The organism is Serratia sp. AS12, from assembly GCF_000214195.1.
In the GTDB taxonomy this organism is placed as follows: Bacteria; Pseudomonadota; Gammaproteobacteria; order Enterobacterales; family Enterobacteriaceae; genus Serratia; species Serratia plymuthica.
Map to the genome: position 1 here is coordinate 4,869,083 of NC_015566.1, position 22,944 is coordinate 4,892,026.

The following is a 22,944-nucleotide window of genomic DNA, read 5'->3' on the forward strand; positions in this document are numbered from 1 at the left end:
TTTTTTCACTCTTTATTGGAGGAGGTTTTTTCAAACGGCGCCGTCAGCGACGTCTGGAATCTGTTGTGTTGCAATACCGGCATTTGCGCACGAAGGGTGTTGAGGCCGGCAGTGTCGACCCGTACTTTCAACGCCGAAACCGCATCCGGGTTTTCGGCCAGCACCTTACCCCAACCGTCCACTGCCAGCGAGTGGCCCCAAGTGCGGCGGGTCGGGCCGTGGCTGCCAACCTGCGCCGGCGCCAGGATCACGCACTGGTTTTCAATCGCCCTGGCGCGCAGCAGGATTTCCCAATGCGCCTCGCCGGTCACGCGGGTAAAGGCGGCCGGCACGGAAATCAGTTCCGCACCCTGTGCGCGCAGCGCCTGATACAGGGCCGGGAAGCGCAGATCGTAACATATCGTCATGCCAAGCCGACCGACCGGCGTATCCACCACGGTCAACTGCTGACCATGTTGGTAAGTGTCCGATTCCCGATAATGGCCGTGGGAGTCGTTAATGTCCACGTCGAACATATGCAGCTTGTCGTAGCGCGCCCGGATTTCACCCTGATCGTCAAACAGCAGGCTGCTGGTGGTAATCAGCGCAGGATTTTCGCGGCTGATCAACGGCATCGAGCCAACCAGCAACCATACGCCATAGCGCCGCGCCAACTCACGCACCGCCTGCTGCAGTGGGCCATCACCCTGCGGCTCCGCATGCTGGCGATAAGCGGCAGAGTTGGCGAACAGCAGCGCGTTCTCCGGTGTCATGACCAGTTTTACCCCGGCATTGAGCTGCTTAATCTGCTGTTCAATCTGGGCCAGGTTATCACGCACCCGATCGCCACTGCACAACTGTAACAACGCAACGTTAGCATTTCTCATGACGCCTTATTCTCCTTTGGCTTGCGCAACACCTCGTTAATTTTTGGCTGATCCAGGCTGCCGCTGATGTGATAGCGAATCAGCGAGATCTTGTTCCACAACGGTGCCAGTACCTTAGAAGCGGCAAACACCGCCGCGCCGACGATCGGGTTGATCACGAACGCCGTCGCCACGCCGACCGTGGCTGAAATCTCCGGCGCCACCACCGCTTCCATATCAATCCGGCGGCGCGCCAGGTCGATCTGGCCGTTCATCGCGATATCTGCCGCCAGCCCGTCAACCAACAGATTTTCGGTATGCATTATGCCATCTTTCATCCACGCGGTGCTGCGGATGGAGTCAAAGTAGAAGCCCTTACCGAAGGTATCGCTGAAATCAAACTGCAGCTTGCGTAACAGGGCGTCGAAACTCACCAAACGCAGCAACTGGCCGGCACGGCCGCCGCCCATGCTGTCGATCTCACCCTTGCCCATTTTAATCGTCAACGCGCCGCTGAGGGTGTCTACCTGCGGGTTCCACGGTTGGCCACGCCAGTAGAGGTCGAAATCGACATCGTAAGGCGCGCCCTTCAGCGGGGTGGTGATACCAAAGAAGGCGGCGGTTTCGTCGATCTTGCTGCCCAGCAGCTTGCCTTTCAGCGAGCTGCGCTCTTCCTGCGCGTTTTGCTTCCACAGGCCGCTGGCGGTCATGCGCCCTTTGCCGGTATCGATGAGCCCATGCGTAAGCAGAAGGGTATCGCCTTGATTGGCCAGATCGGCTTCGACCTTGCCGAGATTCTGCCCCATCACCCAACACGACTTGCAGCGCAACATCAGCGACGGCCAGTCACGGAAGGAGACTTTATCCGCAGCAGCCAACGGGTTGGTCGCCGCCGGGACGTTCTTGTCCGTGCTGAACTGCGGGTTGTAATAAAGGTAATTGATGTCAGCACGCCACGGCCCGCGATCCACGATCCGCAGGTTACCGTCAACTTCATCGCCCTTGGCGCTGACCAACGTGCCGCCAAGCTGTTTTTCCGCCGTCAGTTGCAACTTATGCCATGCCTGGCCGCCCAACATCAATTGCGGCGTTTTCAGCGCCACGGTGGTCGGGAAATTAAAACCGCCCACCTGGCCTGAACCACCGCTTTGTTTTATCGCAGGTGCCAACAGCGCCAGCCATTTCTCACCGTCCAGCGGCGGCAGGTTCAGCGTCAGCGATGGGCTACCCGGCAACGGCGGCGTAGCGCCGGCGTCGGTTTGCCATGCGGCGCGCGCCAGCGTCACCTGCTTTTTGGCAAAGATCCATTCGCTGTTGAACCGGTTTTGCTTGCCTGCGCTGCCGGTCAGCATGAATCCATTCAGGCCCCCCTTCACCTTAACGCTCAATGGCAAGGGGTCACCCGCCGGTTTATCCAGCGGTGGCGGTAAGTGACTGCTTACTTTTCTGAGGTCGGCATCGAGGCCAATGTCATAGCTGGCCGCGCCCTGATGTGGCAGAACGATCGCAACCTGGCTCTGCCACGGCGCGCTGCCGTTCAGCGCGTCACTCACGTCCTGCGGTATGCCGGGGAATTTGGCCGGCAACCAGTCAGCTTTCAGGCCAACATTGACCTTATAGTCACTTTTGCCCTCTTGGGTAGTGAAATTCACCGCCACCGGCTGCCCGAACCAGTTAGCCGACAGGGTGTCGCTTGTCAGATTGCCATTATCAAAGCGGAATTTGCCGCTGACCTTTTTCAGTTCGCTTTCAATCGGCTTAACCAGCAGTGAGTTGTTGTTCAACTCGACCTCACCCTGCGCACGCACATCCTCGCCGTTCAAGGGGATATCGAGATGTAAGCGCCCACTGACATTACCGCCAATCTGCAGCTCATCCAAGGCGGAACCGAGCGAATCATGCAACGGGGTCTGGTTGAAATAGTTATGGATCTCTGAGCCTTCGCCCGCCACGTCGGCGTCAATCAGCAAGCGTTCTTTCAGATAGTCCGGAATGACCGCCGTAATATTCTTGCCGTCCACCTTGCCCAACTTGGTTTGCGGGGCATTCATCCACAACCCCTCGTTGGCAAAGTCGAGATCAATCGCCAGATCGGTCAACGCCGGCCAGCCCGGCTGGAACTGGAAGGTAGAATGGCGCAGCGGCACAAACACTTCAAACTGCCCTTCGTTCTTGCGATAAGGGAAATGTTGCGGATCGCCGGCGTAAATCAGCGTGGCGTTATCCACCTGTCCTCCCTGAATAGCGCCGCCAAGATAATCCACCAGGTGCTTGCCCATCAGCGGTTCGGGGAAGTAACGCCAGGCGTCTGCGCCGTCATACAAACGAATACCGGCCAAAATGCTCAACCAGGGATCGCCTTTCGCCAGCTGCTGATAGCGGAAATCGCCGTTAACCCACAGTGATTTGGCCTTCACATCCAGGTTCTTGCTGGCCAACTCCCAGCCCTGGTCGTTGTTAAGCCAGGTCAGCGCACCGCGCGCGCTGCTGATTTCCAACGGGGCGCGAAACATGTCGCCATAAGGTAAGGTGCTGTTGTTGAGATCAAGCTGCAGGCGGCCATTCTCCACGCCGCCGCTCAGCGCGCCGGAGAAGTGATTAACCCCCGGCAGCAGTTTCCAGTGCTGCCAGCTGACATCTTGCCAGCGGGCCTGGAAACGGGTTTTTTCCGGCTGTTTCAGCGGAATGTCCAGCGCCAGCGCATCGAGTTTGCCCTGCGGCTGCAAATCGTTCCAACGCTCCAGTACGTCCGGGCTGAGGAATGAGAACGTGGGCAACAACGCCGACAGCCGCTCAAGCTGAATATCGGTAGCGCGGAGGCGTAATTCTTCGTTCTGCCCCGGCCCCATAAATTCGGTATTTTCCGGCAGCCACAGCGCTGAAAGCCTGCCCTTCGGCCAGGTCTTGCCGTCGGTTTGCAAACTGAGCTGCGGCACGTCAACTTGCCAGCCATTGCCTTGGCGACTGAGCGCCAACGCCTGATTATCCACATCCAGCCGGTGCTGTTCGGTTCCCACGCTCCAGTTAGCCGCGCCTTGTTTCAGCAGCACATTGCCACCGGCTATCTCGCCGTTTTTGATCTGCAACCAGGCCGCCAGGCTGAAATCCGCGCTCTCCAGGCCGGTATTGGCGCGCAACCAGCGGGTAAACCACGGCTTCATGTCAATGTTATCGGCCTGCATATAGACCGTACCGGTATTTAATAATCCCTGGTTATCACGCAGATCCATACGCAGTTGCACCACGCCGTGCTGGCCATTCAGCGTCGACAGGCTAAGCTGCCCTTCAGCGCGGTGGCGATCGCGGCCATTGAGCCAGGTGAGCTGTGGGATTTCGAATTCGGCGCGCGCGCCGGCAGGCATGAGAAAAGAGATACGGCTGTCGCGCAGATCAAAATGATCGAGCTGATGCAGCATCAAATCGCTGATTCTGCCCGGCTCGATGGTGTTGCCCTTACGATCATCACCACCCAGCGTGGTATTCATGTCGAGCTGAAATTGATAAAAGGTGAGATCGCGGAACTGCCAGCGCCAGTGCAGCAGCGACTGCCACACATCCAGCGCCAGCGTCACGCGTTCGATATGCAAATTGCTCTTGGGCAGCGTAGCGCGCACGTTACGCATTTCGAGCTGTGGGCCGAAGGTTTCCCAGCTCCCCTGCATGAAATCGACCTGGAAAGGCACGCCGGAGAGGCTTGCCACTTTTGCCAGCACCTGAGGGCGATACTTGTTCAGTTCAGGCAACGCCAGACGCAGCCCGCTGACCAGTAACGCCACAACAACAACCAGAGTGGCGCCTGTTGCTAACAAAATCCCAGGCAGTCGCCTCACGCAGTTCTCCTTGCTTCCGCTGCCTGGCAACGGGAATACCTCGACTGTTCGTCCTCACCCTACCTCGGGGAGAGGTATGGGGCGAGGGCCAACGATCACATCATGACAACGTCAAACTGTTCCTGGCTGTACAAGGGTTCGATCTGCACCTTAACCTGTTTGCCAACAAAGATTTCCACTTCGGCCAGCGCATGTGATTCTTCGCCTTTCAGCGCTTCGCCAACCGCCGCAGAGGCGTATACCAGGAAACGATCGGAATCGTAAGCATGGTGTACGCGAACAATTTCACGCAAAATTTCGTAGCAGACGGTTTCCACCGTTTTCACGGTGCCGCGCCCATTACAGGTAGGACAATCATGACACAGCACATGTTCAATGCTTTCTCGCGTGCGTTTACGCGTCATTTCCACTAAGCCTAGCTGAGAGAAGCCGTTGATCGTGGTTTTTACCCGATCTTTACTCAACGCCTGCTCCAGCGAATGCAGTACCCGACGGCGATGTTCGTCATTGTTCATGTCGATGAAGTCAATGATGATAATACCGCCCAGGTTGCGCAGCCGCAGCTGACGGGCAATGGCCTGCGTCGCTTCGATATTGGTATTGAAAATGGTTTCGTCGAGATTACGGTGGCCGACAAAGGCGCCGGTGTTGATATCCACGGTGGTCATCGCCTCGGTCTGGTCGATGATCAGGTAACCGCCGGATTTCAGCTCCACCTTGCGCTCCAGCGCCCGCTGGACTTCGTTTTCGACATCGTACAGGTCGAAGATCGGTTGCTTGCCGGCGTACAACTCCAGCTTGTCGGTGATATCCGGAATGTATTCGCCGGTAAATTCCACCAGTTGATCGTGGGTCTGACGCGAATCAATGCGGATCCGGTCCAACGCCGCACCGGCGAAATCGCGCAGAATACGGTGCGCCAACGCCAGCTCGCCGTACAGTTTGTATTTGGTCTGATTGCGCTTTTTGCGCTCCATGACCTTGGTCCACAGGCGCTTGAGAAATGCGGCGTCCTGCGACAGCTCTTCTTCGCCGATGCCTTCTGCCGCCGTTCGGATGATAAAACCGCCCAGCTCGTCGCAGTAGGCGGCTACGGCCTTTTTCAACCGCTCGCGCTCGGCTTCGCTTTCAATGCGCTGCGAGACGCCAACGTGCGCCGCACCCGGCATGAACACCAGATAACGCGAAGGCAGGGTTATGTCGGTGGTCAGGCGCGCGCCTTTGGTACCAAGGGGATCTTTCACCACCTGCACCATCAGATCCTGCCCCTGGCGCACCAGTTCGGCGATATCGCGCACGTGGAAATTCTTCTGCTCATCACCGGCGACACATTCGGTGTGCGGCATGATATCGGAGGCGTGCAGGAAGGCGGCCTTGTCGAGGCCGATATCGACGAATGCCGCCTGCATACCCGGCAAGACGCGGCTTACGCGCCCTTTATAAATATTGCCGACGATGCCGCGTTTGGATTCGCGCTCGATGTGGATCTCTTGCAGGATGCCGCCATCAATATAGGCAACCCGCGTTTCAGACGGTGTGATATTAACCAGTAGCTCAGCTGTCATGCCTTCTCCTCAGAGCCGGTCGATAATGGCAGCGCCCATCAACCGGTTCTTACATCACGTAATGCGACAAAATGACTGAGCAGCTCATGTGTTTCGACCAGCGGCAGACCCATCACCGCGTGATAACTCCCGGTTATCGTTCTGACGAAACAACCACCCTTTCCTTGAATTCCATAGGCGCCCGCTTTATCCATCGGCTCGCCCGTTGCAATATAATCGCAGATATCCTGTTGTGACAGGTTGCGGAACGTCACGTCCGTGACCACCAGTTGGCACAAAACGTCCTGGCTATCGGCGATCGCCACTGCGGTCATCACCTGATGCTGCTTGCCCGAGAGCACCGCCAGCATTTCTGCCGCATGCGCTTCGTCGCGCGGTTTTTCCAACACCCGGCCGTTGAGCACCACAATGGTATCCGCGCCCAGCACCGGCCAGTTCTGCTGCGCCAGCGCCACGCCCGCTTTAGCCTTGTCCTGCGCCAGACGGCGCACGTAAGTTTCAGCGGCTTCCCCTTCCCGACGCTGCTCCTCGGTATCCGTCAGGATAACTTCAAACGGAACGCCCAGCAGGGTCAGTAATTCACGTCGACGCGGAGAGCCGGAGGCCAGATAAAGCGAAGTCATTGATATCCTCATTGTACGGCGAACTGACGGCGGATTTTGCGCATCAGCAAGAACAACCACGGCCACAGAATGCCGTTAACCACACTACTCCAGAACACCTCTGGGCGGAAAGAGACGTTGATCACTAAAAACTCGGCCCAGAACACCACAACGTCCATCGCCAGGGATAAAAGTACGACGATCAGCGCCTGTTGCCATAGCGCCATGTTGCGGAACAGCTGGAATTTGAACGCCACCAGATAGGCGATGATACCCAACGCCAGCGCGCGTACGCCCAGCGTGGAGCCGAGGATCAGATCCATGACCAACCCCAGCACAAAGCCGGTGCCGACGTTCACCCGGTGTGGCAGCGCCATCACCCAGTAAATCAGGATCAAAGCCAACCAGGACGGCCGGAACATATAGATTTGCTCCGGCCACGGCATGATTTGCAGCACCAGCGCCACCAAAAATGACAGCCAGATTACCCAGCGCCCGTTGCTGCGGTAGCGGTTCATTGCGTGGCTCCCGCAACCGGTGCCGCGGTCTGCGTCGCAGCGGCACCCGTTGCGGCGGCAGGCAGGGACGGTTGCGGGCCCATGGCATCGGCCGGCGGCAGTACCTGCGGCATCATCTGCATCAGGCGTTCATTGGCAACGCGGTGAACTTCGTCCGGTGGCAGCGGCATATCGCCATTGCGATCGGCGCCCCACAGCAGCAGCAGGTAGCGCAAGCGTTGCAGACCTGCGGTTGGCCGCGCCTGGATCACGGTATAAGCACGCTGGTTATCCACTTTAACCGAGGAGACCACCGCTACCGGATAACCTTCCGGGAAGCGGCCGCCCAGGCCAGAAGTGACCAGCACATCCCCCACGCGGATGTCGGTATTGTTCGGCAGGTGCTCGAGTTGCAAATCGTCGGCGCAACCGCTGCCTGCGGCAATCACCCGGATATCGTTGCGCAGCACCTGAATCGGCAGTGCGTGCGAGGCGTCGCAAATCAGCAGCACGCGGCTGGTGAACTTCGCCACCGCCACCACCTGGCCGACTACGCCTTTATCGCTGATCACCGGCTGGCCTTCATAAACGCCGTTGTCCGAACCTTTGTCTATCACGACCTGATCGCTATAAGGATCCGAACCGGTAGAGATCACCTGGGTGACCATTTTGTGTTCATCCTGGCGCAGTGGCGAGCCTAGCAGCTCACGCAAGCGGGCGTTTTCCTGCTTGAATTGGCCAAGAAGAAGAGTGTCGCTGCTTTTCAGCAGCAGTTCCTGCCGCAGAGCTCGGTTTTCCAGCTCCAGCTGTTGGCGGGTAGCCAGCGTTTCTGAAACGCCGTCCAAAACTTTACGTGGCCCATTGGCCAAAAAATAGAAAGGGCTGACGGCCGTGTCCATGTAGTTACGAATTTTCACGAACGTACCGAGACGGCTATCGGCAACGATCAGGCCAATGGCCGCAATCACCGCCAAAAAAAGTCGGAGTTGCAGGGAAGGTCCCCTGCTAAAAATCGGCTTCATAAATTATGCGAGTTCCTCGACAACAGAAAAAGGAACCGTACCTGATTTTCGCTTTGCGCTGTCATCCGATACGGTTCCTCTTTCCTGGGGCTGACTATTCTTCGCTGAACAAATCGCCGCCATGCATGTCGATCATTTCCAACGCCTTGCCACCGCCGCGGGCTACGCAGGTCAGCGGATCTTCTGCCACGACTACCGGGATACCGGTTTCTTCCATCAGCAGGCGATCCAGGTTGCGCAGCAGTGCGCCACCGCCGGTCAACACCATACCGCGTTCGGAAATGTCGGAGGCCAGCTCCGGCGGACACTGTTCAAGCGCCACCATCACCGCACTGACGATGCCGGTCAACGGCTCCTGCAGCGCTTCGAGGATTTCATTGGAGTTCAGGGTAAAGCCGCGTGGCACGCCCTCAGCCAGGTTACGGCCGCGAACTTCAATTTCATGCACTTCATCGCCCGGATAAGCTGAGCCGATGCCGTGCTTGATACGCTCGGCAGTCGCTTCACCAATCAGCGAGCCATAGTTACGGCGCACATAATTAATGATGGCTTCGTCGAAGCGATCGCCGCCGATACGTACGGAAGACGAGTACACCACACCGTTCAGTGAGATCACCGCAACTTCAGTGGTACCGCCACCGATATCAACCACCATGGAACCGGTCGCTTCAGAAACCGGCAAGCCGGCACCGATCGCCGCAGCCATCGGTTCTTCAATCAGAAACACCTCACGCGCACCGGCCCCTTGGGCGGATTCGCGAATGGCGCGGCGTTCAACCTGAGTTGCGCCAACCGGTACGCACACCAACACACGCGGGCTTGGCCGCATGAAGCTGTTGCTGTGAACCTGTTTGATAAAGTGCTGCAGCATTTTTTCGGTCACGAAGAAGTCGGCGATTACGCCGTCTTTCATCGGGCGAATAGCCGCGATATTGCCGGGCGTACGGCCCAGCATCTGTTTTGCCGCATGACCCACGGCCGCAACGCTCTTGGGTGAACCGGCACGATCCTGGCGAATGGCAACCACCGACGGTTCGTTCAGTACAATGCCTTGCCCTTTAACATAAATCAGGGTATTGGCGGTACCCAAGTCGATGGACAAGTCATTGGAAAACATGCCACGAAATTTCTTAAACATAACTAAAGGATAATCCTGCAAGCTGGGGGCGGAAAATAAAATCCGCCTACTTTACCAACCACACGAAGCAGCGACAAGGCGCAAAAACGTTCTACTTCGGTGAAAAATAGTCTGTATTGTTTCTGCTCGAATGCACGGAAATTGGATGAGGCCTGAATTCCCTGAACAAAGGCTCAGTTTACCACCCTGTCAGCGCACAAAACGGCGTAACACAGCTCATAAAATCTAACATATTCCCTGATTGACGCGGGTGGTAAGCACCTACCAACGTACAACAGAAAAGGACTGACAAGAGCCTATATCAAATAGGCGTTCTTGTCGCAGGCAGTTTGGGGATAATCCCAAAATGACAGATAAGATAGCCCGGATGAATTGGCGCTCATTCTACGTCAATTTTTGCCAGGCATTCAGGTTAAACGCGATAACGACGCGAATATTTTTTGCGCCCCACGTCTATCGGCTCCGGCGGCGCAAAAAAGTCACCTTGCCCGCCAAGGATCCCACGTTCTTTCAGCGTCTGCCATTCGTTGTTCGTCCGCACGCTGGCGGCAAACACCTTGGCACGGGTGCCTTCGCAGGCACCGGTCAGGCTCTGAACGAACAGCTGATTTTCATCACGCTTATCAATTCCCCTCACTAAACCCGGGTGAAGTTTGACGATCTCTACCGCTAAGGACTTGATATAAGAGGCACTGACCACGGTTAGCCCCGCCTGAGAAACGGCAAGACGACACCCCAATCCTGAAAGCAATCTCAGCACCGGTCGCAAACGGTCGATATGTTGACACACGTCTGCCTCTGCAAGTTCAATCAGAATTCGTCGACGGTGGTTTTTTTCACACTGTAGCAGGGTATCGCGCAGCCAGCGCTGGAAACTGCGCTGCAATAATGAATCGACACAAAGCGTAAATGCCAGCGTCTCTTCCGGCCACAGCGCCAACAAGGGAAGAATGCGGCTGATATGCTGACGATCGTAACTTTCGGCCAGCCCCAACTGCTGCACCAGCGGCATATATTCCGAGGGTAGCAGCTCTTGGGTTCCATCATAAATCCGGCTCATGATCTCGCGGTGATGAACGTCCCCTTCCACCGTTACCGCCGGTTTCTGATACAGGCGTGGGCCGCCTCGTACCAATACCTGTTCCAGCAGGGTGCGCCATTTAACACTGCCGCGCCCTTTTTCAGGCACCTGGCTGTCGTAAACGTACCAGCCGTTTTCCCCTTGCAACGTGGCGTGACGCGTTGCCTGTTCCGCGTAATCAATCACCTGCTCCGGGGTTTGCCCACTGCGATACGCCACTATGCCGATATGCAAGAACGTTTCGCGATCGATAAGCGCCGTTGAAGGCAGTGCATCAATGGCATTCACCAACTGTGCGGCAATGCCGTCCGCCTCTTTCAACGTGCGGTGCGGCAACAGCACGGTGAAATCACTGTGGAAATAGCGCGCCAACAGCGCCGCCGGATAGCGCATCACGAAGGTCGACAGCAGATTGACCAGCGAGTACATCAGTTCCTGCACCGCCGAGTTGCCGTGGGTTTCCCGCAGCGTATCGAAATCGGGTAACCGCACCATCATGACAATGCCGTGCGAGCCTTCCTCCTCCAATTGAGTGGCCAGTTGGTTATCAAAAAACAATCGGTTGTTCAGCCCGGTTTTTGCGTCCTGTGCGGCAAAGGCGCGGATCAGCGTATCGACCCGGCTGCGCGCTTCACGCGCTTCCGCCAAATCCGCCAGCAGGCGATCAAGCGCACCGCTGACGTTGGCCGGCCATTCGCGCACATCGCCCTGCATCACGTTTTCTCGTTCACCGTTAAGAATGCGGCGCGCACGGCGCTCCAGCCGATCTTCTCCCTCGGCCTGCTCACGCAGCCAGCGCAGGCTGAACAACAAAATCACCACCATCGCGACGATCGACAGCGTGACAGCCCCGGTGGATTGCAGCGAGCGCACATCGCTGACGAATGGATCGATATAGGTAATGTGGAGCGAACTGCCCGGGTGCTGCAGCAACGGCCGGGAAACCTGCCGGCAGCCGTTCAGCAAATCCCAGGGCAACTTCAAAGCCGGCAGTTTATAAGTGAAGAGATTGGTGCGGCCGCTATCGACGCTGACGGCCACGATGCCAAGCGGGCGCATCACCAGCGGCAACCATTGTTGCTGTTCATCGGGGGAACCATGCAGCATTGACTGATCGAGCGACGTCACCAGCGAATCGAAGCGGCGCTCCAGACGATCCTGTGTCACGTAGAAGAAACTGTATGAACACCCCATCAGCATCAAAAACATCGCCAGAGCAACAAGCAGGGTGATCAGCGCAGACAGTTTAGTGGTAAATCGCATCCCTGTGCCTTGTCCGTTATGGTTACGTGAATTTTCACCTTTGGAGGTATAAAGGCCCCGAATCCGCTCAAATGAATGCAACTCAATACCTTGATTTCTTAATTAATAACTGACTTTTCACTGCACTCGGTCCGTCAACATCAGGCAGTAAATCGTGCTGCTCAACCTATCAAGCCTGGCCTGCGAAGAAAACCTTAAAACGTCATTTTTTGCCCTTTATCAGGGCATAAGTGCCTTAGTAAGCATATAGTCAAATAAATCTGATTCAGCCATATATGGCAAAAGTGATAACGAGAGGAAGAGTGACATGCGTGCACTGTTATTGGAACAACAAGACGAGCAAACTTTGGCGCACATCAAAGAGATCAGCAGCGATCAACTGCCCGATGGCGATGTGACGATCGACGTCAACTGGTCCAGCCTTAACTATAAAGATGCGCTCGCGATCACCGGCAAAGGCAAGATCATCCGCCAATTTCCTATGGTGCCGGGCATCGACTTCGCCGGTACGGTGCGTGACAGCCGAGACCCGCGCTTTAAAGAGGGCCAGAGCGTGGTGCTCACCGGCTGGGGCGTCGGCGAGAATCACTGGGGTGGCCTGGCAGAACAGGCCCGGGTATCCGGCGAATGGTTGGTGCCGCTGCCGCACGGGTTGGATGAACGCAAGGCGATGATCCTCGGCACCGCCGGCTTTACCGCCATGCTATGCGTGATGGCGCTGGAAGAAGGCGGCGTACGGCCGGATGACGGCGACATTCTGGTGACCGGCGCCAGCGGTGGCGTTGGCAGCGCGGCGATCGCCATTCTGACGGCCCTGGGCTATCACGTCACCGCGATCAGTGGCCGCGAAAGCAACGTCGACTACCTGAAAGCGCTGGGCGCCAAAGAGGTGCTGTCGCGTAGCGGCTACCTGGAAGCGCCACGTCCGCTGGAGAAACAACTGTGGGCCGGTGCGATAGATACCGTCGGCGACACCCTGTTGGCACGGGTGCTGGCGCAGATGAACTATAACGGCGTCGTCGCCGCTTGCGGGTTGGCTGGTGGTTACCACCTGCCAACCACGGTGATGCCGTTCATTCTGCGCAACGTACGCCTGCAGGGTGTGGACTCGGTACACGCCCCGCTGCACCGCCGCCAAACTGCCTGGGAACGCCTGGCCGGTATCCTGCCGGACAGCTTCTACCAGCAGGCCACGCAGGAAATTACGCTGGAACAGGCGCCGGCCACCGCCGCAGCGCTGCTGGATAACCAAGTCACCGGCCGCACGCTGGTGAAGATCCGCTAAATCTGTCCGCCCCCCGGCAACGGGGGGAAACCCGCCCTGCGAAATTTCATATTTTCCTGCCGCCTCTCGCATAAGCCCTGCTTTCACGCCATGCTTACCTTTATATACCCCAGCGTATTGCAGGGGCGCGGCATACTGCGCCCGCGTTCATCGGGGCGAATAGACTCGTCCCTACAGTCAGTCTGACCGGAGCAGGTTTGAACGCCCAATTTTGCAAGGCGACGGGTAAAAATGCGGAGAAAAACACCATGAGCAAATCCCCAAAATTGACCGAGGCCGACGTCACGCCCGAGACTGTGTTTTATCAGCGGCGCAAAGTGCTGCAGGCGTTAGGTATCACCGCCGCGTCGTTGGCGCTGCCGCTTAATGCGCAGGCCGATGTGCTGTCATGGTTCAAAGGTAACGATCGGCCCAAAGCTCCGGCAGGCAAGCCGTTGGCGTTCAGCAAGCCGCCCGCCTGGCAGGCGAAACTGGCCATGACGCCCGAAGACAAGGTTTCCGGTTACAACAATTTCTACGAATTCGGTCTCGATAAGGCCGATCCCGCCGCCAATGCCGGCGGACTGAAAACCGAAGGCTGGAAAGTGCGCATCGACGGTGAAGTCGGTAAACCGATCACGCTGGATATCGATGATTTAATCAAACGCTTCCCACTGGAACAGCGCATCTACCGCATGCGCTGCGTGGAGGCCTGGTCGATGGTAGTTCCCTGGATTGGCTTTGAGCTGGGTAAACTCATCAAACTGGCAGAGCCGAACAGCAATGCGCGCTATGTCGCCTTCCAGACGCTGTACGATCCGGAACAGATGCCGGGCCAGAAGGATCGTTTTATCGGCGGCGGCCTGAAGTACCCGTATGTCGAAGGGCTGCGTCTCGATGAGGCCATGAACCCGCTGGCGCTGCTGACCGTTGGCGTGTACGGCAAAACGCTGCCGCCGCAAAATGGCGCGCCGCTGCGGCTGATCACCCCATGGAAATACGGCTTTAAAGGCATTAAATCGATTGTCCATATTCGCCTGGTGCGCGATCAACCGCCGACGACCTGGAATGAGTCCGCACCCAATGAATACGGTTTCTACGCTAACGTGAACCCGCACGTCGATCATCCGCGCTGGTCGCAGGCGACCGAGCGTTTTATCGGCTCCGGCGGCATTCTGGATGTCAAACGTCAGCCGACGCTGCTGTTCAACGGCTATGCCGATCAGGTTGCGTCGCTGTATCGCGGGATGGATCTGCGGGAGAATTTCTAAGTGCGTTTAACGCCGACTCACATCAAAGGGATCAAGGTCGCTATTTATCTGGCGGCATTCCTGCCTTTTCTCTGGCTGGTGCTGGCGGTGGATCAGGGCTGGTTCAGCGCCGATCCGGCCAAGGATATTCAGCATTTTACCGGCAGGATGACGCTGAAACTGCTGTTGTCGACCCTGATGATTGCCCCGCTGGCGCGCTATGCCCGCCAACCGCTGCTGATCCGCTGTCGCCGCCTGGTGGGGTTGTGGTGTTTTGCCTGGGGCACGCTGCATCTGATAAGCTATTCGACGCTTGAGTTGGGGCTGAGCAATATCGGTCTTCTGGGGCGCGAACTGGTGACTCGCCCTTATCTGACACTCGGCATTATCAGCTGGCTGATTCTGCTGGCGCTAGCCGCCACCTCTACGCTGTGGGCCATGCGCAAACTGGGTGCCAAATGGCAGACATTGCATAACTTCGTCTATCTGGCGGCGATACTGGCACCGATTCACTACCTGTGGTCGGTAAAAACCTTTTCGCCGCAGCCTTTCATTTACGCTCTGTTGGCTATACTGCTGCTGGCGCTGCGATACAAGAAATTCCGCAATTGGTGGCGTTAAAGGGCGGAACTTTTCTGTGTTCTATCCCTCATAATGCGATAACGCCATCGTCAGTTTGCTGATTTAGGGTTGAATATCTTCGCTGATAAGACCAGTATTTAGCTGCGAATTGCTACGATATCGTTATAATGCCCGGCCTTGCTCCTGTTCACAGGGTGAATTTCCCCCTTAACAGGTGACAAATCGGTGACATCGGGTTATTTTCTACGATGATGGTTTTATTGCCGGAGATACCAGCACAATGGCAGACAAGTCTCACATTTTGCTTCTGAACGGCCCCAATCTGAATCTGCTGGGGACGCGTGAGCCGGAGAAGTACGGCAGCACGACGCTGACAGAGATAGTTAACGGATTGGAAAACCAGGCATCCGCGCTGGATATCACCCTGAGCCATCTGCAATCCAACGCCGAGTATCAGCTTATCGATCGCATACATCAGGCACGCGGCAACACAGATTTTATTCTGATCAACCCTGCCGCGTTCACGCATACCAGCGTGGCGCTGCGTGATGCATTGCTGGCGGTGCAGATCCCGTTTATCGAGATCCACCTCTCCAATGTGCACGCCCGCGAGCCTTTCCGCCATCATTCCTACCTCTCCGATGTTGCGGTAGGCGTGATTTGCGGCCTCGGCGCAGATGGCTACACATTTGCTTTACAGGCAGCGGTTAACCGTCTGTCAAAAACCCACTAATTGCTACGCAAAAAGAGTACGGAATCACACTCATGGATATTCGTAAAATCAAGAAACTGATCGAACTGGTTGAAGAATCAGGCATTTCTGAACTGGAAATCTCTGAAGGCGAAGAGTCGGTTCGCATCAGCCGTGCCGCTCCGGTGCAGGCTTACCCAATGATGCCACAGGCCTATGCCATGCAGCCTCAGCAGCAGCCAGCTTTGGCTAACGCCGTTGCCAGCGCGCCTGCTGCAGAAACCCCTGCGGCACCGGCGGCCATGAGTGGCCACATCGTCCGTTCCCCAATGGTAGGCACTTTCTACCGCACGCCAAGCCCGGATGCGAAAGCCTTCATCGAAGTCGGCCAGAAAGTAAACGCCGGCGACACTCTGTGCATCGTTGAAGCCATGAAAATGATGAACCAGATCGAAGCGGACAAATCCGGCGTTGTTAAAGCTATTCTGGTAGAAAACGGCCAACCGGTTGAATTTGACGAGCCACTGGTCGTCATCGAATAACGAGGCGAACATGCTTGATAAAATTGTTATCGCCAACCGCGGCGAGATCGCGCTTCGTATCCTGCGTGCTTGTAAAGAGCTGGGCATCAAAACCGTTGCCGTGCACTCCACAGCCGATCGCGATCTGAAACACGTACTGCTGGCTGACGAGACCGTCTGTATTGGTCCTGCGCCCTCGGTAAAAAGCTATTTGAACATCCCGGCCATCATCTCTGCGGCGGAAATCACCGGCGCAGTGGCGATCCACCCGGGCTACGGCTTCTTGTCTGAAAACGCCGATTTCGCCGAGCAGATCGAACGTTCCGGCTTTATCTTCATCGGCCCGAAAGCCGAAACCATCCGCCTGATGGGCGACAAGGTTTCTGCGATCAACGCCATGAAGAAAGCCGGCGTGCCTTGCGTTCCTGGCTCCGATGGCCCGCTGACCGATGACATGGACAAAAACCGTGCCTTCGCCAAGCGCATCGGCTACCCGGTGATCATCAAGGCGTCCGGCGGCGGCGGCGGCCGTGGCATGCGCGTAGTGCGCAGCGACAAAGATCTCGAGCAATCCATTGCCATGACCAAAGCTGAAGCCAAAGCGGCATTCAACAATGACATGGTTTACATGGAGAAATACCTGGAAAACCCACGTCATATCGAAATTCAGATTTTGGCGGACGGCCAGGGTAACGCCATCTATCTGGCCGAGCGCGACTGCTCCATGCAGCGTCGCCACCAGAAAGTGGTTGAAGAAGCACCAGCACCGGGCATCACCAGCGAAATGCGCCGTTACATCGGCGAGCGCTGCTCGAAGGCCTGTGTGGAAATCGGTTATCGCGGTGCAGGTACCTTCGAGTTCCTGTATGAAAACGGCGAGTTCTATTTCATCGAAATGAACACCCGTATTCAGGTTGAACACCCGGTGACCGAAATGATCACCGGCGTGGATCTGATCAAAGAGCAGCTGCGCATCGCTGCCGGTCAACCGCTGTCGATCAAACAGGACGAAGTGAAGGTTCACGGCCACGCGGTGGAATGCCGTATCAATGCCGAAGACGCGAACACCTTCCTGCCGAGCCCGGGCAAGATCACCCGTTTCCATGCGCCAGGCGGTTTCGGCGTGCGTTGGGAATCTCATATTTACGCCGGTTATACCGTACCGCCGTACTATGATTCCATGATCGGCAAACTGATCACTTACGGTGAAAACCGTGACGTGGCCATTGCCCGCATGAAGAACGCCCTGGCTGAGCTGATCATCGATGGCATCAAAACCAACGTTGAACTGCAGCAAAAGATCATGAGCGACGAAAACTTCCAGCACGGTGGCACCAACATCCACTACCTGGAGAAAAAGCTGGGTCTGCAGGAAACCTAAGGCAGGCTACTCGCATTGCCTGACAGAAGGCCGGTTAATCACCGGCCTTTTTCTTTTTCGTTTCAGGCCAGTAACGGCTTGGCAAAACGCCCACATGCCGTAAAATTCCCTACCTTTGATACATCCCTCACCCTAGACCTGTGGGAGACACTGATGGACAAACGCTTTATTCAGGCACACCGCGAAGCGCGCTGGGCGCTGTGGCTGACGCTGCTCTACCTGCTGGCCTGGTCGCTGGCGGCCTATCTGCCGGACAGCGATGCCGGCATCACCGGCCTGCCGCACTGGTTCGAAATGGCGTGCCTGCTGGTACCGCTGCTGTTTATCGGCCTGTGCTGGCTGATGGTACGCGGCGTGTTCCGCGATATTTCGCTGGAGGATGGCGATGCAAACTGAAGTGATCCTGCCGTTGATCGCCTATCTGCTGCTGGTGTTCGGGCTGTCGGTATATGCTTACAGCCGGCGTCAGAGCGGCAACTTCCTCAGCGAATATTTCCTCGGTAACCGGTCAATGGGCGGCTTTGTGCTGGCCATGACGTTGACCGCCACCTATATCAGCGCCAGTTCGTTTATCGGTGGCCCCGGCGCCGCCTATAAATACGGCCTGGGCTGGGTGCTGCTGGCAATGATCCAGTTGCCTGCGGTGTGGCTGTCGCTCGGCGTACTGGGCAAAAAGTTCGCCATTCTGGCGCGCCGCTATAACGCCATCACCCTGAACGACATGCTGTACGGCCGCTATCAAAGCCGCCTGTTGGTATGGTTGGCCAGTCTTAGCCTGCTGGTGGCTTTCCTGGGCGCCATGACGGTGCAATTTATCGGTGGCGCGCGCCTGCTGGAAACCGCTGCCGGTATACCCTACGACACCGGCCTGCTGATTTTCGGCATCAGCATCGCGCTGTATACCGCCTTTGGCGGCTTCCGTGCCAGCGTGCTCAATGACGCCATGCAAGGGCTGGTGATGCTTCTTGGCACCGTGCTGCTGCTGGTTGCGGTGATCCACGCCGCCGGCGGCCTGCACAGCGCGGTGGACAAACTGCAACAGATCGACCCGGCGCTGGTATCACCGGAGGGCGGCGAGCAGATCCTCAGCCTGCCCTTTATGGCATCGTTCTGGATCCTGGTGTGCTTCGGCGTGATTGGCCTGCCGCATACCGCGGTGCGCTGCATCTCATACAAAGACAGCAAAGCGGTGCATCGCGGCATTATCCTCGGCACCATGGTGGTGGCGGTGCTGATGTTCGGCATGCATCTGGCCGGCGCGCTGGGCCGCGCGGTGTTGCCGGATCTGAAGATCCCCGATCAGGTGATCCCGACGCTGATGATCACCGTGCTGCCGCCGTACGCCGCCGGCATTTTCCTGGCCGCACCGATGGCGGCAATCATGTCGACGATTAACGCCCAACTGCTGCAATCTTCCGCCACTATCGTCAAAGATCTCTATCTTGGCGTGCGTCCGCAGCAAATGCAGAACGAAAGGTTGATCAAGCGTTTCTCCAGCCTGACCACGTTGATCCTTGGCCTGCTGGTGCTGCTGGCGGCCTGGCGACCACCGGAAATGATCATCTGGCTGAACCTGCTGGCGTTTGGTGGCCTGGAAGCGGTCTTCCTGTGGCCGCTGGTGCTTGGCCTGTACTGGGAACGCGCCAACGCGCAGGGAGCGCTTAGCTCAATGGTGACGGGTGCGGTATGCTATACGCTATTGGCCAGCTTCAAGCTGCAGTTGGCGGGGTTGCACCCCATCGTGCCTTCGTTGTTACTCAGCCTGCTGGCGTTTTATATCGGTAACGTCGTCGGCGAAAAGCGTCGGGTGACGTCATCATTACCCTCTTAAAGAGAATTGCTATGCCTTGGATCCAACTAAAACTGAACACCACCGGCAGCCAGGCGGAAGACCTGAGCGACGCGCTGGTTGAAAGCGGCGCGGTATCGGTGACCTTCCAGGACACCCACGACAACCCAGTGTTCGAGCCGCTGCCGGGTGAAACCCTGCTGTGGGGCGATACCGATGTGATCGGGCTGTACGACGCTGAAACCGACATGGCTGAAGTGGTGGCGATACTGGAGCAACACCCATTGCTGGGCGCCGGCTTCCGCCACAAGATAGAACAGCTGGAAGACAAGGACTGGGAACGCGAGTGGATGGATAACTTCCACCCGATGCGCTTTGGCGAGCGCCTGTGGATCTGCCCGAGCTGGCGCGACGTGCCCGATCCGGACGCGGTCAACGTGATGCTCGACCCGGGCCTGGCATTTGGTACCGGCACTCACCCAACTACTGCGCTGTGCCTGCAGTGGCTGGACAGCCTCGATCTGACCGGAAAAACCATTATCGACTTCGGTTGCGGTTCCGGCATTCTGGCGATTGCCGCGCTGAAGCTCGGTGCAGCACGCGCTATCGGCATCGATATCGATCCCCAAGCCATTCAGGCCAGCCGCGACAATGCGCAGCGTAACGGCGTTTCAGAGCGTCTGGAGCTGTATCTGCCGAAAGACCAACCGACCGACCTGCTGGCAGACGTCGTGGTCGCCAACATCCTGGCCGGCCCGTTGCGCGAGCTGGCGCCGCTGATCGGCTGCCTGCCGAAGTCCGGAGGCTATCTGGGCCTGTCCGGCGTGCTGGCCACCCAGGCGGCAAGCGTAGCGGAAGCCTATGAAGACAAATTCACGCTCGATCCGGTCGCAGAGCGCGAAGAATGGTGCCGCATCACCGGCCAGCGTAACTAATCACACCGCCCTTTCATGCAAAAATCCATCGGAAGCTCCCCCCTTCCGGTGGATTTTTTATTTCCCTCAAGCCTGACTGATTTATACATACAGTTAGTAGGTGTATTCTCTCTCCCTAGCGCCAACGCCCCCTGAGGTGACGGCGACAATTCAGGCAAATCTCATACTGTCGTTTTTAAAGGGAGTTAACATGAAAGGTCATTTATTGATTGCCGCGCTTTTAGCCGGCAGCTTTTCGGTCACTGCGGCTGAACAGACGCATTGGAGCTATGATGGCCAGGAAGATCCGGCGCATTGGGGCAAACTTTCCCCAGATTTTTCGCTGTGTGAAACCGGTAAGAATCAGTCGCCGATCAATATCAAGGGCGCCCTGGAAACCCACCACGCCCAATTGCAGTTGGCATTCCAGCCAGGCAAGCAGCAGATCGTCAACAACGGCCACACCGTGCAGGTCAACGTCAGCGGCGGCAATACATTGGTACTGGATAGCAGCACCTTCACGCTGCAGCAGTTCCACTTCCATGCCCCGAGCGAAAACGAAATTGACGGCAAACAGTTCCCGCTGGAAGCCCACTTTGTTTATAAAGGCAAAGACGGTGAACTGGCGGTGCTGGCGTTGATGTTCCAACAAGGCAAGGCAAACGCGCAACTGGCGAAGGCCTGGCAACAGATACCGACCACCGTCAATCAAGCCGCCGTGCTGAGCGCTCCGCTGGATATCCAGGCCCTGTTGCCGAAGCAGTTTAACTTCTATCGCTTCAGCGGTTCGCTGACCACCCCACCCTGCTCCGAAGGCGTTAGCTGGATGGTGCTGGGTAAACCCGTTAGCGCGTCGGCCGAACAGATTGCTCAATTCAAGAACGCAGTCCGGCATGCGAACAACCGCCCGATACAGCCGCTGAATGGCCGGGTCATCATCGACTGAGGTCATCCACAGGGTTTCACCGCCGGTTTTGCCCCCCGGCGGCGAACAAACACCTGTTTAGCCGATCCCCGCGCAAGGCGGTTAAGCGTAATTCAGCCTATTCTCAACGGAATACCCTGATAAACACCGTATATTGCTACCGTTCTCCAGTGGAATCCGCGCTGATTGCAGATAAAATTCTGTTGTGTCGGGAATATTTTATTGCGCTAAAAACAATCAATTAAAGTCAACTCATTGTTAAATATATACAATATTTTTATAAAACCTGACGCAGCCCCTTTTCTCTGCCCGATAACGGCGAATTGGTCAAAGTTTGGCCTTTCATCTCAACGCAAAAATGCGTAATATACGCGCCCTTGCGGACACAGTATGGTTACTCTTTGTCTATGCGCATTGGACACCACCAGCTTACAAATTGCTTGATTGCGGCCCCTATGGCCGGCATTACAGATCGCCCGTTTAGAACCCTATGTCATGCAATGGGTGCTGGGATGGCTGTATCCGAAATGCTCTCCTCCAATCCGGAGGTATGGCGGACGGATAAGTCGCGTCTGCGTATGGTACATAGCGATGAACCAGGGATCCGTTCCGTGCAGATTGCCGGATGCGATCCCGATGATATGGCTGCCGCGGCGCGGATTAACGTGGCCGGCGGCGCACAGATCATCGACATCAATATGGGATGCCCGGCCAAAAAAGTGAACCGGAAGCTTGCAGGGTCTGCGTTGCTGCAGTACCCGGATCTGGTTAAACAGATCCTCCATGCGGTCGTTAACGCAGTGGATGTGCCGGTAACACTTAAGATTCGCACCGGCTGGGCACCAGAACACCGTAACTGTGTAGAGATTGCCCAACTGGCCGAAGATTGTGGTATACAGGCCCTGACTATTCATGGCCGAACCCGTGCCTGCCTGTTCAACGGCAACGCGGAGTACGACAGCATTCGGGCAGTTAAGCAGAGTGTTTCCATTCCGATTATCGCGAATGGAGACATTACTGACCCGCATAAAGCCAGAGCAGTGCTCGACTACACCGGGGCCGATGCCCTGATGATAGGCCGCGCTGCTCAGGGGAGACCCTGGATCTTCCGGGAAATCCAGCATTATCTGGACACTGGGGAGTTGCTGCCACCTTTGCCGCTTGGCGAGGTTAAGCGCTTGTTGATAGGGCATATTCGGGAATTGCACGGCTTTTATGGCCAAGGCAAGGGATTCCGGATTGCTCGTAAGCACGTGTCCTGGTATCTACAGGAACACGCCCCGAATGACCAGTTTCGGCGCACATTCAACGCCATAGAGGATGCCAGCGAACAGCTGGAGGCGTTGGAGGCATATTTCGAAAATCTTGCGTAACAAAAAAGAGCTGACAGAACTATGTTCGAACAACGCGTAAATTCTGACGTACTGACCGTTTCTACCGTGAACTCACAGGATCAAGTGACTCAAAAGCCTCTGCGTGACTCGGTTAAACAAGCACTGAAGAACTATTTTGCTCAACTGAATGGTCAGGACGTTAATGACTTGTATGAGCTGGTTTTGGCTGAAGTTGAACAGCCACTGTTGGACATGGTGATGCAATACACCCGTGGCAACCAAACCCGTGCTGCTCTGATGATGGGCATCAACCGCGGTACGCTGCGTAAGAAATTGAAAAAATACGGCATGAACTGATACTAGTCAGTCAGGTTGTTGAAAAAAGGCGCTTTATCTCATTCGATAAGCGCCTTTTTCTTTGTCTTTACACCGCATCAGCCCCAGCGTAAT

Annotated in this window: 20 protein-coding genes; 12 read left to right on the forward strand and 8 right to left on the reverse strand. The window is 56.6% G+C overall.

The features are described from left to right. Positions 1-5: 5 nt before the first annotated feature. The 8 genes from nit1 to csrD form a co-directional block, all read right to left on the reverse strand. Positions 6-866, reverse strand: a complete 861-nt coding sequence (gene nit1 / locus SERAS12_RS22515; protein ID WP_004948637.1) for a deaminated glutathione amidase — start codon at positions 864-866, stop codon at positions 6-8. Continuing rightward, a complete protein-coding gene (gene yhdP / locus SERAS12_RS22520; RefSeq protein ID WP_013814707.1) occupies positions 863-4,675 on the reverse strand; it encodes an AsmA2 domain-containing protein YhdP in 3,813 nt (1,270 codons plus the stop codon). The genes nit1 and yhdP overlap by 4 nt, the downstream gene beginning before the upstream one ends. Before the next feature lie 95 nt (positions 4,676-4,770). Next, on the reverse strand, positions 4,771-6,240 hold the full coding sequence (rng, locus tag SERAS12_RS22525) for a ribonuclease G (protein ID WP_013814708.1): 1,470 nt from the start codon (positions 6,238-6,240) through the stop codon (positions 4,771-4,773). A 38-nt stretch (positions 6,241-6,278) separates the two neighbouring features. After that, entirely contained in the window at positions 6,279-6,863 is a 585-nt protein-coding gene (locus SERAS12_RS22530) for a nucleoside triphosphate pyrophosphatase (protein WP_013814709.1), read from the reverse strand. 8 nt (positions 6,864-6,871) lie between these two features. Further along, the gene (mreD, locus tag SERAS12_RS22535) at positions 6,872-7,360 is read right to left on the reverse strand and encodes a rod shape-determining protein MreD (RefSeq protein WP_004948651.1); all 489 of its coding nucleotides are present in this window, start codon (positions 7,358-7,360) and stop codon (positions 6,872-6,874) included. Continuing rightward, positions 7,357-8,361 carry a rod shape-determining protein MreC gene (gene mreC / locus SERAS12_RS22540; protein WP_013814710.1) on the reverse strand — a complete coding sequence of 335 codons (1,005 nt, stop codon included), beginning with the start codon at positions 8,359-8,361 and terminating at the stop codon, positions 7,357-7,359. The genes mreD and mreC overlap by 4 nt, the downstream gene beginning before the upstream one ends. Positions 8,362-8,455: 94 nt before the next feature. Next, on the reverse strand, positions 8,456-9,499 hold the full coding sequence (mreB, locus tag SERAS12_RS22545; RefSeq protein WP_004948655.1) for a rod shape-determining protein MreB: 1,044 nt from the start codon (positions 9,497-9,499) through the stop codon (positions 8,456-8,458). 412 nt (positions 9,500-9,911) lie between these two features. Further along, positions 9,912-11,843, reverse strand: a complete 1,932-nt coding sequence (gene csrD, locus SERAS12_RS22550; RefSeq protein WP_013814711.1) for an RNase E specificity factor CsrD — start codon at positions 11,841-11,843, stop codon at positions 9,912-9,914. Positions 11,844-12,150: 307 nt separating this feature from the next. Between csrD and SERAS12_RS22555 the strand changes: the two genes are divergently transcribed. The 12 genes from SERAS12_RS22555 (at position 12,151) to fis (ending at position 22,851) form a co-directional block, all read left to right on the forward strand. After that, entirely contained in the window at positions 12,151-13,128 is a 978-nt protein-coding gene (locus SERAS12_RS22555) for an MDR family oxidoreductase (protein ID WP_013814712.1), read from the forward strand. Positions 13,129-13,376: 248 nt separating this feature from the next. Continuing rightward, entirely contained in the window at positions 13,377-14,378 is a 1,002-nt protein-coding gene (msrP, locus tag SERAS12_RS22560) for a protein-methionine-sulfoxide reductase catalytic subunit MsrP (protein WP_013814713.1), read from the forward strand. Beyond that, positions 14,379-14,978: a protein-methionine-sulfoxide reductase heme-binding subunit MsrQ gene (gene msrQ, locus SERAS12_RS22565; RefSeq protein WP_013814714.1), complete on the forward strand. Its 600-nt coding sequence runs from the start codon at positions 14,379-14,381 to the stop codon at positions 14,976-14,978. Between the two features lie 241 nt (positions 14,979-15,219). After that, the gene (aroQ, locus tag SERAS12_RS22570) at positions 15,220-15,672 is read left to right on the forward strand and encodes a type II 3-dehydroquinate dehydratase (protein WP_004948665.1); all 453 of its coding nucleotides are present in this window, start codon (positions 15,220-15,222) and stop codon (positions 15,670-15,672) included. Between the two features lie 32 nt (positions 15,673-15,704). After that, on the forward strand, positions 15,705-16,172 hold the full coding sequence (gene accB, locus SERAS12_RS22575) for an acetyl-CoA carboxylase biotin carboxyl carrier protein (protein WP_013814715.1): 468 nt from the start codon (positions 15,705-15,707) through the stop codon (positions 16,170-16,172). Between the two features lie 10 nt (positions 16,173-16,182). Continuing rightward, positions 16,183-17,532, forward strand: coding sequence for an acetyl-CoA carboxylase biotin carboxylase subunit (gene accC, locus SERAS12_RS22580; RefSeq protein WP_013814716.1), 1,350 nt, complete (start codon positions 16,183-16,185; stop codon positions 17,530-17,532). 153 nt (positions 17,533-17,685) lie between these two features. Continuing rightward, complete coding sequence (locus SERAS12_RS22585; RefSeq protein WP_013814717.1) at positions 17,686-17,928, forward strand: YhdT family protein; 243 nt, start codon at positions 17,686-17,688, stop codon at positions 17,926-17,928. Next, positions 17,918-19,363, forward strand: coding sequence for a sodium/pantothenate symporter (gene panF, locus SERAS12_RS22590; RefSeq protein ID WP_013814718.1), 1,446 nt, complete (start codon positions 17,918-17,920; stop codon positions 19,361-19,363). Before SERAS12_RS22585 ends, panF begins: the two co-directional genes overlap by 11 nt. A gap of 11 nt (positions 19,364-19,374) precedes the next feature. Beyond that, positions 19,375-20,256, forward strand: a complete 882-nt coding sequence (prmA, locus tag SERAS12_RS22595; protein WP_013814719.1) for a 50S ribosomal protein L11 methyltransferase — start codon at positions 19,375-19,377, stop codon at positions 20,254-20,256. Positions 20,257-20,446: 190 nt separating this feature from the next. Next, positions 20,447-21,181 carry a carbonic anhydrase gene (locus SERAS12_RS22600; protein ID WP_013814720.1) on the forward strand — a complete coding sequence of 245 codons (735 nt, stop codon included), beginning with the start codon at positions 20,447-20,449 and terminating at the stop codon, positions 21,179-21,181. Positions 21,182-21,567: 386 nt separating this feature from the next. After that, positions 21,568-22,533, forward strand: a complete 966-nt coding sequence (gene dusB, locus SERAS12_RS22605; protein WP_004948691.1) for a tRNA dihydrouridine synthase DusB — start codon at positions 21,568-21,570, stop codon at positions 22,531-22,533. A 21-nt stretch (positions 22,534-22,554) separates the two neighbouring features. After that, positions 22,555-22,851, forward strand: a complete 297-nt coding sequence (gene fis / locus SERAS12_RS22610; protein ID WP_000462905.1) for a DNA-binding transcriptional regulator Fis — start codon at positions 22,555-22,557, stop codon at positions 22,849-22,851. Positions 22,852-22,944 lie beyond the last annotated feature (93 nt).

Coding starts and splice junctions, on each gene's coding strand:
- nit1 (WP_004948637.1), bottom strand. CDS start 866: ATGAGAAATGCTAACGTTGCGTTGTTACAGTTGTGCAGTGGCGATCGG.
- rng (WP_013814708.1), bottom strand. CDS start 6,240: ATGACAGCTGAGCTACTGGTTAATATCACACCGTCTGAAACGCGGGTT.
- SERAS12_RS22530 (WP_013814709.1), bottom strand. CDS start 6,863: ATGACTTCGCTTTATCTGGCCTCCGGCTCTCCGCGTCGACGTGAATTA.
- mreD (WP_004948651.1), bottom strand. CDS start 7,360: ATGAACCGCTACCGCAGCAACGGGCGCTGGGTAATCTGGCTGTCATTT.
- mreC (WP_013814710.1), bottom strand. CDS start 8,361: ATGAAGCCGATTTTTAGCAGGGGACCTTCCCTGCAACTCCGACTTTTT.
- mreB (WP_004948655.1), bottom strand. CDS start 9,499: ATGTTTAAGAAATTTCGTGGCATGTTTTCCAATGACTTGTCCATCGAC.
- csrD (WP_013814711.1), bottom strand. CDS start 11,843: ATGCGATTTACCACTAAACTGTCTGCGCTGATCACCCTGCTTGTTGCT.
- SERAS12_RS22555 (WP_013814712.1), top strand. CDS start 12,151: ATGCGTGCACTGTTATTGGAACAACAAGACGAGCAAACTTTGGCGCAC.
- msrP (WP_013814713.1), top strand. CDS start 13,377: ATGAGCAAATCCCCAAAATTGACCGAGGCCGACGTCACGCCCGAGACT.
- aroQ (WP_004948665.1), top strand. CDS start 15,220: ATGGCAGACAAGTCTCACATTTTGCTTCTGAACGGCCCCAATCTGAAT.
- accB (WP_013814715.1), top strand. CDS start 15,705: ATGGATATTCGTAAAATCAAGAAACTGATCGAACTGGTTGAAGAATCA.
- accC (WP_013814716.1), top strand. CDS start 16,183: ATGCTTGATAAAATTGTTATCGCCAACCGCGGCGAGATCGCGCTTCGT.
- SERAS12_RS22585 (WP_013814717.1), top strand. CDS start 17,686: ATGGACAAACGCTTTATTCAGGCACACCGCGAAGCGCGCTGGGCGCTG.
- panF (WP_013814718.1), top strand. CDS start 17,918: ATGCAAACTGAAGTGATCCTGCCGTTGATCGCCTATCTGCTGCTGGTG.
- prmA (WP_013814719.1), top strand. CDS start 19,375: ATGCCTTGGATCCAACTAAAACTGAACACCACCGGCAGCCAGGCGGAA.
- SERAS12_RS22600 (WP_013814720.1), top strand. CDS start 20,447: ATGAAAGGTCATTTATTGATTGCCGCGCTTTTAGCCGGCAGCTTTTCG.
- dusB (WP_004948691.1), top strand. CDS start 21,568: ATGCGCATTGGACACCACCAGCTTACAAATTGCTTGATTGCGGCCCCT.
- fis (WP_000462905.1), top strand. CDS start 22,555: ATGTTCGAACAACGCGTAAATTCTGACGTACTGACCGTTTCTACCGTG.